This is a genomic window from Streptomyces sp. NPDC004610, assembly GCF_040609715.1.
In the GTDB taxonomy this organism is placed as follows: Bacteria; Actinomycetota; Actinomycetes; order Streptomycetales; family Streptomycetaceae; genus Streptomyces.
Window position 1 is genome coordinate 257,668 of record NZ_JBEXLA010000001.1, and the last position, 11,651, is coordinate 269,318.

General features: G+C 74.6%; 11 protein-coding genes. 4 read left to right on the plus strand and 7 right to left on the minus strand.

Features of this window, described 5'->3' with window-relative positions; translation table 11 throughout:
• Nucleotides 1-58 precede the first annotated feature (58 nt).
• Complete coding sequence (locus ABZX40_RS01135; protein WP_355732820.1) at nt 59-1,261, plus strand: amino acid deaminase/aldolase; 1,203 nt, start codon at nt 59-61, stop codon at nt 1,259-1,261.
• Nucleotides 1,262-1,266: 5 nt separating this feature from the next.
• Here the strand turns inward: ABZX40_RS01135 and ABZX40_RS01140 are convergent, their stop codons facing one another.
• Genes ABZX40_RS01140 through ABZX40_RS01155 form a run of 4 tightly spaced genes read right to left on the minus strand, consistent with a single transcriptional unit; the run spans nt 1,267 to nt 5,818 of the window.
• Nucleotides 1,267-2,199 (minus strand): DUF2510 domain-containing protein, encoded by a 933-nt coding sequence (locus ABZX40_RS01140; protein WP_355733327.1) that lies wholly within the window; start codon nt 2,197-2,199, stop codon nt 1,267-1,269.
• A gap of 37 nt (nt 2,200-2,236) precedes the next feature.
• Nucleotides 2,237-3,055: a 3-oxoacyl-ACP reductase gene (locus tag ABZX40_RS01145; protein WP_355732817.1), complete on the minus strand. Its 819-nt coding sequence runs from the start codon at nt 3,053-3,055 to the stop codon at nt 2,237-2,239.
• Nucleotides 3,052-4,440 carry an aldehyde dehydrogenase family protein gene (locus ABZX40_RS01150; RefSeq protein ID WP_355732814.1) on the minus strand — a complete coding sequence of 463 codons (1,389 nt, stop codon included), beginning with the start codon at nt 4,438-4,440 and terminating at the stop codon, nt 3,052-3,054. Before ABZX40_RS01150 ends, ABZX40_RS01145 begins: the two co-directional genes overlap by 4 nt.
• Nucleotides 4,441-4,447: 7 nt before the next feature.
• Nucleotides 4,448-5,818: a glutamine synthetase family protein gene (locus tag ABZX40_RS01155; protein ID WP_355732812.1), complete on the minus strand. Its 1,371-nt coding sequence runs from the start codon at nt 5,816-5,818 to the stop codon at nt 4,448-4,450.
• A gap of 245 nt (nt 5,819-6,063) precedes the next feature.
• Here ABZX40_RS01155 and ABZX40_RS01160 point away from each other — a divergent pair, with 245 nt between their 5' ends.
• Complete coding sequence (locus ABZX40_RS01160) at nt 6,064-6,798, plus strand: FCD domain-containing protein (RefSeq protein ID WP_355732810.1); 735 nt, start codon at nt 6,064-6,066, stop codon at nt 6,796-6,798.
• Nucleotides 6,799-6,899: 101 nt separating this feature from the next.
• The gene (locus ABZX40_RS01165; protein ID WP_355732808.1) at nt 6,900-7,625 is read left to right on the plus strand and encodes a gamma-glutamyl-gamma-aminobutyrate hydrolase family protein; all 726 of its coding nucleotides are present in this window, start codon (nt 6,900-6,902) and stop codon (nt 7,623-7,625) included.
• Nucleotides 7,626-7,663: 38 nt separating this feature from the next.
• On the opposite strand, the gene ABZX40_RS01170 is transcribed toward ABZX40_RS01165, so the two are convergent.
• Entirely contained in the window at nt 7,664-8,680 is a 1,017-nt protein-coding gene (locus ABZX40_RS01170) for a LysR family transcriptional regulator (protein WP_355732805.1), read from the minus strand.
• A gap of 71 nt (nt 8,681-8,751) precedes the next feature.
• Between ABZX40_RS01170 and ABZX40_RS01175 the strand changes: the two genes are divergently transcribed.
• Nucleotides 8,752-9,864, plus strand: a complete 1,113-nt coding sequence (locus ABZX40_RS01175) for a TDT family transporter (RefSeq protein ID WP_355732802.1) — start codon at nt 8,752-8,754, stop codon at nt 9,862-9,864.
• Between the two features lie 78 nt (nt 9,865-9,942).
• Here the strand turns inward: ABZX40_RS01175 and ABZX40_RS01180 are convergent, their stop codons facing one another.
• Nucleotides 9,943-10,662, minus strand: a complete 720-nt coding sequence (locus ABZX40_RS01180; RefSeq protein ID WP_355733325.1) for a helical backbone metal receptor — start codon at nt 10,660-10,662, stop codon at nt 9,943-9,945.
• Nucleotides 10,663-10,685: 23 nt separating this feature from the next.
• A complete protein-coding gene (locus tag ABZX40_RS01185; protein WP_355732799.1) occupies nt 10,686-11,249 on the minus strand; it encodes an XRE family transcriptional regulator in 564 nt (187 codons plus the stop codon).
• Nucleotides 11,250-11,651 lie beyond the last annotated feature (402 nt).

The window sequence follows — 11,651 nt, forward strand, 5'->3', positions numbered from 1 at the left end:
GGCATCTGCCCGGAACGTCCCCCTACCCTGCGGTAATCACGTCTGGCAGGCTTCGGTCATGACCGCACGCGCCGCCGACCGGGCCCGGTACGACCGGGCCACCGCAGATCTGGACGCCCCGTTCGCGATCGTGGATCTGGACGCCTTCGACGCCAACGCGGACGATCTGGTACGCCGGGCGGGCGGGAAGCCGGTCCGGGTGGCCAGCAAGTCCGTGCGCTGCCGGGCGCTGCTCGAACGGGCGCTGGCCAGGGACGGGTTCGCCGGGATCATGTCGTTCACGCTGGCCGAATCGCTGTGGCTGGCCCGGTCCGGGTTCGAGGATCTGCTGCTGGCGTATCCGTCGGCGGACCGGGCCGGGTACGCGGAGCTGGCGGGCGATCCGAAGCTGGCGGCGGCCGTGACGGTGATGGTGGACGACACCGCGCAGCTCGAGCTAATCGACGCGGCGCGCGGCGGCGGGCGCGAAGTCGTGCGGGTCTGCCTGGAGTTGGACACCTCGCTGCGGATGCTCGGCGGCCGGGTCCGGATCGGCGCGCTGCGCTCACCGCTGCACTCCCCCGCCCAAGTCGCCGACCTGGCCCGCGCGGTGACCCGCCGTCCGGGCTTCAGGGTGGTGGGGATCATGGGCTACGAGGGTCATGTCGCCGGGGTGGGCGACGCGGTCGCGGGGCGGCCGGTGCGGTCGCGGGCGATCCGGCTGATGCAGGGCGCCGCGCGCCGGGAACTGGCCGAGCGGCGGGCGGCGGCGGTGCGGGCGGTCCGGGCGGTGGTGCCGGACCTGGAGTTCGTCAACGGCGGCGGCACCGGCAGCGTCCAGCACACGGCCGCGGAGGACGCCGTCACGGAGATCGCGGCCGGGTCGGGACTGTACGTACCGCGGCTGTTCGACCACTACACCTCGTTCAGCGGGCGCCCGGCCGCCCTGTTCGCGCTGCCGGTGGTGCGCCGGCCCGGCGTCGGGGTGGTGACCGTCCTCGGCGGCGGCTATCCGGCGTCGGGCGTGGCCGGCCCCGACCGGCTCCCGGTGCCGTACCTCCCGCCGGGGCTGCGCTACGACGGGCAGGAGGGGCCCGGCGAGGTGCAGACCCCGCTGCTGGGCTCCCCGGCGGACGATCTGCTGATCGGCGACCGGGTGTGGTTCCGGCACGCCAAGGCCGGTGAGGTGTGCGAGCGGTTCGACGCGCTGCACCTGGTGTCGGGCGACCGGGTGACGGCGACGGTGCCGACGTACCGGGGTGAGGGCCGTACGTTCCTGTAGGCCGCCTACCCGGACGGGGTGACGCCGCTGCCCACGCCGCCGCCGGTGGCCGGGTCGCCGAGCGGGCGGATGCCCCGGGTGATGCGGTCCAGGTCGGCGAGCGGGGGCGCGTCCTCGCCCGCGTCGACGGCGTAGCGGACGACGACCGGGGCCTGGGTGCCGGTGCCGGCCGGGAAGGCGAGGGACTGGACGTAGCCGCCGGGACCGAGGGCGGTCTCGACCCGCCAGCGCACGTAGTACCCGGCGCGGCCGGCCACCGCGACCGGGCCCGCGGCGATCTCGGTGTGGGACTCGATGCCGCCGTAGGGGAGCCGGTCGAGTTCGTCGCGGTCGTAGGCGGCGTCGGCGGCGGCCTCGATGTCGGCCTCGGCGAGGGCCTTCGGGGAGGTCTCGTCGTTCTCGGTGACCGTGCGGGAGACGACCCAGCCGTGGCGGCAGAGCGAGCCCTCGCCGGGGCAGTCGTAGGTGGCGTCGGTGCGCAGGACGGAGTTCTCGGGGAGCGAGCTGTCGGAGGGCTCCCAGCCGGGCAGGACCGGGAAGGTGAGCCCGTTGAGGTGGTCCACGACGACATCCGGGTCCCCGGTGGGGGTGGCGAACGGTGTGGGGGTGGGCGTGGCGGCGGTGGGCGCGGGGACGGGCCGCACCCGGGTGTCGCGGCCGGGGTCGCCGGTGCCGTCGTCGCCGTCGCCGTCGCTCAGGACGAGCGCGCCGGTGACGACGGCGGCGACCAGGACCGCGCCCGCGACGGTCATGGCGATGGCCTTGGCCCGCGGGGACTCACCGCCGGACGGCCCGGCCGCTCCCGGTCCGGGCGGTTCCGGCGGCGGTGTCCCCTCGGGTGCCGCGCCGCGCCAGTGGTCGGTCCAGGCTGTGCCGTCCCACCACCGTTCCAGGTGCGGGGCCGACGGATCGTGGTACCAGCCGGGCGGCGGGGAGATGCTCACCCCGGCACTGTAGGACGGGGGCCGGACCGCGCTAGAGGGGCGTGACGTAGGCGCCGGAGATCCCGCCGTCCACCAGGAAGTCGGTGGCGTTGACGAACGAGGAGTCGTCGCTGGCCAGGAAGGCGACCGCGGCGGCGATCTCCTCGGCCTCGGCGAACCGGCCGACGGGGATGTGCACCAGGCGGCGCGCGGCCCGCTCGGGGTCCTTGGCGAACAGCTCCTGGAGGAGCGGGGTGTTGACCGGTCCGGGGCACAGCGCGTTGACGCGGATGCCCTCGCGGGCGAACTGCACGCCCAGTTCGCGGGACATGGCGAGGACGCCGCCCTTGGAGGCGGTGTAGGAGATCTGCGAGGTCGCGGCGCCCATCCGGGCCACGAAGGAGGCGGTGTTGATGATGGAGCCCTTGCCCTGGCGCCGCATATAGGGGAGGGCGGCCTTGCAGCACAGATAGACGGAGGTGAGGTTGACCTCCTGGACCCGGCGCCAGGCGTCCAGCCCGGTCTCCAGGATGGAGTCGTCGTCGGGCGGGGAGATCCCGGCGTTGTTGAAGGCGATGTCGACGCTGCCGTAGGTGTCGTGGGCGGCCTGGAAGAGGGCCTCGACCTGGTCGGCGGCGGTGACGTCGACCGGGACGAAGAGGCCGCCCACCGCCTCGGCGGCGGCCTTGCCGGAGGTCTCGTCGATGTCGCCGCAGACGACCCGGGCGCCCTCGGCGGCGAGACGGCGGGCGGTGGCGAGGCCGATGCCGCTGCCGGCTCCGGTGATCACGGCGGTACGGCCCACGAGGCGGCGGCAGACGGGTGCTTCGGGCGTGGCGGTCGCTGCGGTCGCTGCGGTCTGTTCGGTCACTGTGCGGGGCCCTCCGTGCTGGTGGTGGCGGTGCTGATGAAGACGTTCTTGGTCTCGGTGAAGGCGGTGAGGGCGTCCGGGCCGAGTTCGCGGCCGATCCCCGACTGCTTGAAGCCGCCGAAGGGGGTCCAGTAGCGGACGCTGGAGTGGGAGTTGACGGACAGGTTCCCGGCCCGTACCGCCTGGGAGACGCGCAGGGCGCGGCCGACGTCCCGGGTCCAGATCGAGCCGGCGAGGCCGTACTCGGTGGCGTTGGCGAGCCGGATCGCGTCGGCCTCGTCGTCGAAGGGCAGGACGACGGCGACGGGGCCGAAGACCTCCTCGACGGCGACCCGGGCGGCCGGGTCGACCCCGGTCAGGACGGTGGGCGGGAACCAGAAGCCGGGGCCCTCGGGGGCCTTGCCGCGGATGCCGTCCAGGCCGGGGGTGACGTAGGAGCGGACCCGGTCGAGCTGGGCGCGGGAGATCAGGGGGCCCATGTCGGTGCCGGGGGCGGCGGGGTCGCCGACCGTGACGGCCTCGATCGCCGGGGCGAGGAGGGCGAGGAAGCGGTCGTGGACGGAGCGCTGGACGAGGATGCGGGTGCGGGCGCAGCAGTCCTGGCCGGAGTTGTCGAGGAACGCCATGGGCGCGGCGGTGGCGGCGGCCTCCAGATCGGCGTCGGCGAAGACGATGTTGGGGCTCTTGCCGCCGAGTTCGAGGGTGACCCGCTTGAGGTGCGCGGAGCCCTTGGCGAGGACCTGTCTGCCGACGGCGGTGGAGCCGGTGAAGACGATCTTGGCGACGCCGGGGTGTTCGACCAGGGCGTTTCCGGTGACCGGGCCGTGGCCGGGGAGGACCTGGAAGAGGTGCTCGGGCAGGCCCGCCTCCAGGGCGAGGGCGGCGAGGCGGAGCGCGGTGAGGGGGGTGGTCTCGGCGGGCTTGAGGAGCACCGCGTTGCCGGCCGCGAGGGCGGGGGCGGTGGCCCAGGCGGCGATCGGCATCGGGAAGTTCCAGGGGGCGATCACCCCGACGACGCCGAGGGGTTCGAGGATCGTGAGGTCCAGGCCGCCGGGGACGGGGATCTGGCGGCCGGTGAGGCGTTCGACGCCGCCCGCCGCGTAGTCGAGCAGATCGCGGACGTTGCCCGCCTCCCAGCGGGCGTTGCCGAGGACGTGTCCGGCCTCGCGGACCTCCAGCCGGGCGAGTTCTTCGAGGTGGGCGTCCACGGTGGTGGCGAACCGGCGCAGCAGCCGGGCCCGGTCGCCGGGGGCGAGCGCGGCCCACCCGGTCTGGGCGCGGGCGGCCCGGACGACGGCCTCGTGGACCTCGGCGGGGGAGGTGGCGGGGACCGTGGCGACGACGGCCTCGGTGGCGGGGTTCAGGACCTGGAGCTGGTCGGGCAAGGGGGCCTCACATGCGTTCGAAGGAGCGGCGGCGCTCCCAGTCGGTGACGGCGGCGTCGAAGGCGTCGAGTTCGACGCGGGCCATGTTGCGGTAGTGGTCGACGACCTCGTCGCCGAAGGCGGACCGGGCGAGGGCGCTGTGCTGCCACAGCTCGGCGGCCTCGCGCAGGGTGGTGGGGACATGGTCGTAGTCGCCGGTGTAGGCGTTGCCGGGGCAGGCGTCGGGGAGTTCGAGGCGTTCCTCGATGCCGTGCAGCCCGGCGGCGACCATCCCGGCGACGGCGAGGTAGGGGTTGACGTCCCCGCCGGGGAGGCGGTTCTCGAACCGGGTGGAGCCGCCGTGGCCGACCACCCGCAGCGCACAGGTCCGGTTGTCGTGCCCCCAGGCGACGGCGGTGGGCGCGAAGGAGCCGGGCTGGAATCGCTTGTACGAGTTGATGTTCGGCGCGTAGAGCAGGCTGAACTCACGCAGGGCGGCGAGTTGTCCGGCGAGGAAGTGCCGCATGGTCGCGGACATGCCGCCGGGGTCGGCCGGTCCCCCGGGCATCACCGTGGTGCCGGTGGGGTCGGTGAGGGAGAGATGGATGTGGCAGGAGTTGCCCTCGCGCTCGTTGAACTTGGCCATGAAGGTCAGCGAGACGCCCTCCTGGGCGGCGATCTCCTTGGCGCCGGTCTTGTAGACGGTGTGCTGGTCGCAGGTGACGAGGGCGTCGTCGTAGCGGAAGACGATCTCGTGCTGGCCGGGATTGCACTCGCCCTTGGCGGACTCGACGGTCAGCCCGGCGGCGGCCATCTCGTTGCGGATGCGGCGCAGCAGGGGCTCGATCCGGCCGGTGCCGAGCACGGAGTAGTCGATGTTGTACTGGTTCGCCGGGGTCAGCCCGCGGTAGTCGGCGTTCCAGGCGGCCTCGTAGGTGTCCTTGAAGACGATGAACTCCAGCTCGGTGCCGACCTGCGCGGTCAGTCCGTGGGCGGCGAGGCGGTCGAGCTGGCGGCGCAGGATCTGCCGGGGCGCGGCGACGACCGGGGTGCCGTCGGCCCAGGCGAGATCGGCGGTGACCATGGCGGTGCCCTCGTTCCAGGGCACCCGGCGCAGGGTCTCCAGGTCGGGGTACATCGCGAAGTCGCCGTAGCCGCGGTCCCAGGACGACATGGCGTAGCCGTCGACGGTGTTCATGTCGGCGTCGACGGCGAGCAGATAGTTGCAGCCCTCGGTGCCGTGGTGGAGGACCTCGTCGAGGAAGAAGCGCGCCGCGAACCGCTTGCCCTGGAGGCGGCCCTGCATATCGGGGAAGGCAAGGACCACGGTGTCGACTTCACCCGCGGCGACGAGGGCGTGCAGTTCCTCGATGCCGAGCGGGGGGGTGCGGTCTGCCACGGGGGGCCTCCTTGGGCGTCTCGGCCTTCTCGGCGTGTCGGCCTCTCGGCCTTCTCGGCCTCTCGGCTTCTAAGCTTTTCGGCCTCTCGGCCTCCAGGCTTTTCGGCCTCTCGGCGTCTCGGTTCGGTGCTGCTGCCGGCTCGGTGCGGCTGCCGGTTTTCGGTGCTGCTGCCCGCTGGGCTGTGACGCGTCGCGAGCCATAAGGTATTGCTGAAGACCATTGGTTGGGAAGGGGGCACGGCCGTATGCCGGTGCATCGGGTGGACGGGTTCGCGGACCGGTTGACGCCGGTGCTGCGGCCGGTGCGGGCGGGCAACGGCTTCGAGGAGGCGCTGGAGCAGATCCTCCAGGTCGTACGGCTCGGGCTGGTGCCGGCCGGGGGGCGGCTGCCGGCGGAGCGGGAGCTGTCGGAGCGGCTCGGGATCAGCCGGGTGACCCTGCGCGAGGTGCTGCGGGTGCTCCAGGACCAAGGGCTGATCGAGTCCCGGCGCGGACGCTACGGCGGCACGTTCGTCCGGGCGCGCGCGGACGCCGGCGGTGAGGACGAACTGCGGCGGCGGGTCGCCGAGGTGGACATCGAGGACGTGCTGCGGTTCCGGGAGGTGCTGGAGGTGGGGGCGGCGGAGCTGTGCGCCGCGCACGGGCTGGCGGAGGCGGGCGCCCAGCGGCTGCGCTCGGCGCTGGCCCGCACCCGGGACGCGCCACCGGCCGAGTACCGGCGCCGGGACACCCTCTTCCATCTGGCGCTCGCCGAACTCTCCGGCTCGGCCTCGCTGACCGCGCAGTACGCGGCGGTCCGGGCCACCGTGAACGAACTGCTGGACTGCATCCCGCTGCTGGTGCGCAATCTGGAGCACTCCCAGCGCCAGCACGCGGCCCTGGTCGACGCCGTGCTCGACGGGGACACGGACGGGGCGCGGGAGATCATGCGGGAACACTGCGCGGGGACGGCGGCGCTGCTGCGGGGGTTTCTGGCGTGAGCCTTGCCGCCGGGGGCGGCGGGGCGCGAGGCTGGGCAAAGGTATCGGGGCGGTCCATTGCGAGCGCCGCCGGGAGCGGTGCGCGGGGAAGCGGAGGACGGATGAGCGGGAGGCCGTTGATCGGCGTCAGCACCTATCTGGAGCCGGGGGTGCGCTGGGGCGTCTGGGAGGTGGAGGCGGCGCTGCTGCACGCCGGGTATCCGCGGTTGGTCCAGCGCGCGGGCGGGCTCGCCGTGATGCTGCCCCCGGACGCGCCCGAGCACGCGGCGGCGGCCGTGGCCCGGCTGGACGGCGTGGTGATCGCGGGCGGCCCGGACGTCGACCCCGCCCGCTACGGCGCCGTCCGCGATCCCCGGACCGGGCCCCCGGCGCCGGAGCGGGACGCGTGGGAACTGGCGCTGATCGACGCGGCACTGGCCGCCGGGGTGCCCCTGCTGGGGATCTGCCGGGGCATGCAGCTGCTGAACATCGCCCTCGGCGGCACACTCGTCCAGCATCTCGACGGCCATGTGGAGGCGGTCGGCGTCTTCGGCACGCATCCGGTCACACCGGTGCCGGGCACCCGGTACGCGTCCCTGGTGCCGGAGCGGACGGAGGTCCCCACCCATCACCATCAGGCGGTGGCCCGGCTGGGCACGGGACTGATCGCGTCGGCCCACGCGGAGGACGGCACGGTCGAGGCCGTCGAGCCGCCGGGGGAAGGGGGCGGCTGGGTGCTGGGGGTGCAGTGGCATCCGGAGATGGACGCGGATGTGCGGGTGATGGGGGCGCTGGTGGAGGCGGCGGGGGGTGGCGGCGCCCGGCCGGGGGGAGGGGCGACCAGGTAGCCCACTGGGTTCCGGCCCCGGCTCCCGCCCCCGTCCTCCTACCCCCGCGTCAGGGTCAGCAGGTCCCTCGCCGGGCCCACCGGGCGGTGGCCCGTCGGCCAGATCGCGCGGAGGTCGCGGGTCAGGGGGACGCCCTCGACGGGGACGCTCACCAGGCGGCGCAGGGCGAGTTCGTCGCGGACCGCGAGTTCGCTGAGCACCGAGGGGCCCGCGCCGCCGACGGCCGCCGCCTTGACGGCGGTGGTGGAGGACAGCTCGATCAGCGGGCGGGCGAGACCGCCGAGGGCGGTGTCCAGGACCTGCCGGGTGCCGGAGCCGCGTTCGCGCAGGATCAGCGGGGTGGCGGCCAGTTCGGCGGCCTCCAGGGGGCGTCGGCGGCGGGCCCAGGGATGGCCGGGTGCCGTGACGACGATCAGCCGGTCATGGGCGATGACGACGGAGTCCAGGCCGGTCGGCACCGTCAGCCCCTCCACGAAGCCGAGGTCGGCCTCGTCGGACAGCAGCAGCGCGGCGACCGCGGCGGAGTTGCCCGCCTGGAGCGACACTGCGGTGTCGGGCCGCTGGGTGCGCAGCGCCAGCAGCCAGCCGGGCAGCAGATACTCGGCGATGGTCATGCTGGCGGCGACCCGGAGCCGGGAGTCACGGCGGTCGCGCAGCGCCTGGGCGCCCGCGTCGAACGCCTCCGCCGCCTCCACCACCCGGCGTGCCCAGTCGGTGACCAGCGCGCCCGCGTCGGTGAGCCGGGAGCCGCGCGGTGAGCGGTCGACCAGGGCGACGCCGAGCTGGCGTTCCATGGAGCGCAGCCGGCTGCTGGCGGCGGGCTGGCTGACGCCGATCTCACGGGCCGCCGCGCCGAGGCTGCCGAGCCGGGCCACCGCGAGGAGCAGTTCCAGCGCCCCGAGGTCCGGCACCCGATGGGCGAGCCCGCCGTGCCCCGGCGCCCGGTGCCCACCGTCGCCGGGCAGGCCGTACCCGGTCCGCTCCTGCCCCGCCCGCTCCTCCCCCGTCGACTCCCGCCCCGTCCGCTCCTGCCGCTGTTCCTCCGGGCTGCTCATAACTCAAGCTTATGTCCCCATAGGGTGCGGGTCTCTGGTGGCCGGGGCCGTCCCGGCGGGACGGTGGGGGCATGGTCACCGCCGCCCTCTCCCCCGCCGCGCCCGTCACCGCGGGCCGCCGCCCCCGGATACCGGCCGTCCGTCACCTCGGGCCGAACTGGTACGCCGCCGTCATGGGCACCGCGATCGTCGCCACCGCCGGTGCCGCGCTGCCCGTCGAGGTGCCCGGACTGCGCACCCTGTGCACGGCGGTCTGGGCGCTCTCCCTGCTGCTGCTCCTGACCCTCCTGGTGGCCCGCGCGCTGCACTGGCGCCACCACGCCGACCAGGCCCGCGCCCATCTCCGCGACCCGGGCATGGCCCCGTTCTACGGCTGTCTGGCCATGGCCCTCCTGGCGGTCGGCGGGGGCGCGGTGACGGTCGGGGCGGACTGGATCGGGACGACGGCGGCGGTCGCCCTCGACGCCGTGCTGTTCACGTCCGGTACGGCGATCGGGCTGGCGGCGGCGGTGACCGTCCCGTATCTGCTGGCCGTGCGCGGGCGGACCGGGCCGGGCGAGGCCAGTCCGGTGTGGCTGCTGCCGCTGGTGGCGCCGATGGTGTCGGCGGCGCTGGGGCCCCTGCTGGTGCCGCATCTGCCGCCGGGGCAGCCGCGCGCGACGCTGCTGCTGGCGTGTGCGGCGATGTTCGGGGCGAGTCTGCTGGCGACGCTGCTGATGCTGCCGCTGGTCTTCGCCCGGCTGCTGACCGGCGGCCCGCTGCCGTCCGCGCTGACCCCGGCGCTGTTCCTGGTGCTGGGCCCGCTCGGGCAGTCCACGACCGCGGCCGGCGCCTTCGCGGACGTGGCCCCGGGGGTCCTGCCCGAGCCGTACGCAGCCGGGTTCGGGGTGTTCGCGGTGCTGTACGGGGTGCCGGTCATGGGGTTCGCGCTGCTGTGGTTCGCGCTGGCGGCGGCGCATGTGGTGCGGGCCCGGCGGCTGGGAATGGGCTTCACGATGACCTGGTGGGCGTTCACCTTCCCGGTCGGCACCTGTGTCACGGGCGCGGCGGCACTGGCCCGGCACACCGGACTGACGGCATTCGAGGGGCTGGCGGTGCTGCTGTACGGGGTGCTGGTGGCGGCGTGGCTGACGGCGGCGGTGCGGACCGCGCGCGGGGTGATCGGCGGCGCGCTGCTGCGGTGAGGCGCCCCGCGTTCCAGAGCTGACCGCCGCCACCGAGCTGAAGCGCCCGCCCCCGGCCGTGGCTGACCCGCCCCGCCCTCACCCGAGCGCCGCCGCCAACGCCGCTCCCAGCCGTCCCGGCGCCTCGCCGAGGGAAGGGCCGTACCAGGTCAGATGGCGGCCACTCAGCAGGGCGCAGGGCACGCCGGGGAAGGCCTCGGGGCCGTCGTCGGCGGTGAAGCGGTAGGGCTCGTCGGGCATCGCCACCAGGGCGGGGCGGGCGGCCAGCAGCTCGGGCAGCGGGATCTTCGGGTAGCGCTCGGGGTGGGCGGCGTAGAGATGGTCGACGCCCAGGCGGGCGAGGACGTCCCCGGCGAAGGTGCCGCGGCCCAGGACCATCCAGGGGCGGCGCCAGACCGGCACGATCGCGGTGGTCCGGTGCTCCGGCTCGGGCAGGGCGCTCCAGGCGGCCTCGGCGTCGTCCAGCCAGCGGGGGCGGGAGGGGGCGCCGCACGCGGTCACGACCCGGTCGAGTTCCGTGAACGCCTGCGGTACGTCCCGCACCTCGGTGACCAGGACCTCGATCCCCGCCGCGCGCAGGGCGGCGAGGTCGGGCGCGCGGTTCTCCTCCTCGTTGGCGACGACCAGATCGGGCGCGAGGGCGATGATCCGTTCGATGTCCGGGTTCTTGGTGCCCCGGATCCGGGGCACGTCCAGTCCGGGCGGATGGGTGCACCAGTCGGTGGCCCCCACCAGCACCCCGGGCAGGGTGGTGGCGACGGCCTCGGTCAACGAGGGCACCAGGGAGACGACACGCAGCACGCCGGAGAGCCTACGGCCCCCTACGGCCGGTCCTCGACGGCCGCGATGTGCTCGGCGACGGCGACGACCAGGACCCGGGTCTCCGGCACGGTGGCCCGCCAGCGGTGCCGTACGCCACCGGTCAGATACAGGGAGTCGCCGCGGCCCAGCCGGTAGGCGCGGCCCTCCGCCTCGATCTCCACGGCGCCGTCGGCCACGTACAGCAACTGGTCGTTGCGGTGCTGGAACTCGCGGCCGGCCTCGTGGTCGCCGGTGTACTCCGTCGCCTGCATCTGGTGGTGGCCGCGCACCAGGGAGCGCGCCTGGGGGGCCGGGGCGGAGCCGGCCGAGTCGGCGCGCACCACATCGACCGTGCAGGCGGGGTCGGCGGCGGCGAGCAGTTCCACGGCAGTGGTGCGCAAGGCGTCGGCGACCTTCTCCAGGGAGCCGCGGCTGGGCCGCGCCCGGTCGTTCTCGACCTGGCTGAGGAAGGGCACCGACAGCCCGCTGCGCTCGGCCACCACGGCGAGGGTCAGATCCAGGGCCCGGCGGCGGCGCCGCACGGCCGCGCCCACCCGCAGGGACTGTTCCTTGTGGTCACCCATCGCTCCGGCTCCCTCCTTCGCGCGTCGGTCCGGGTGCTTCGATCCCATCCTGCGACGAGTCCGCAGTCGAGTCAGCGGACGAGTCCGTCGGTGCTTCCGCCGACCAGTTCTCCGACCGGTTCTCCGACGCATTCTCCGCTGCGGTCTCTGACGCGTTCTCTTGAGTTCTCTGCACCCTACGCATGTTCGGCAAACCGTTTCCGGTGGCCGTCATATCGCCGACACATTGTCCGAGGCCCCGCCCTGCGGTTCTCGCCACCTCGGCGGGCCCCGGAGGGCGCGGAAGGGCCGGTCCGGCGCATGACACGGGGTCGCGCGCCGGATTCCTGGACATTCGTGCGCCGGTTGACGCGAAGAGGTCGCTCTCCGTGGTTGGCCGGAATCCGACCGTCACCACGGAGA

What these genes read in the sequence shown, in the direction of transcription:
- ABZX40_RS01135 (WP_355732820.1), top strand. Translation starts at nt 59, where the DNA reads ATGACCGCACGCGCCGCCGACCGGGCCCGGTACGACCGGGCCACCGCA.
- ABZX40_RS01160 (WP_355732810.1), top strand. Translation starts at nt 6,064, where the DNA reads ATGCCGGTGCATCGGGTGGACGGGTTCGCGGACCGGTTGACGCCGGTG.
- ABZX40_RS01165 (WP_355732808.1), top strand. Translation starts at nt 6,900, where the DNA reads ATGAGCGGGAGGCCGTTGATCGGCGTCAGCACCTATCTGGAGCCGGGG.
- ABZX40_RS01170 (WP_355732805.1), bottom strand. Translation starts at nt 8,680, where the DNA reads ATGAGCAGCCCGGAGGAACAGCGGCAGGAGCGGACGGGGCGGGAGTCG.
- ABZX40_RS01175 (WP_355732802.1), top strand. Translation starts at nt 8,752, where the DNA reads ATGGTCACCGCCGCCCTCTCCCCCGCCGCGCCCGTCACCGCGGGCCGC.
- ABZX40_RS01185 (WP_355732799.1), bottom strand. Translation starts at nt 11,249, where the DNA reads ATGGGTGACCACAAGGAACAGTCCCTGCGGGTGGGCGCGGCCGTGCGG.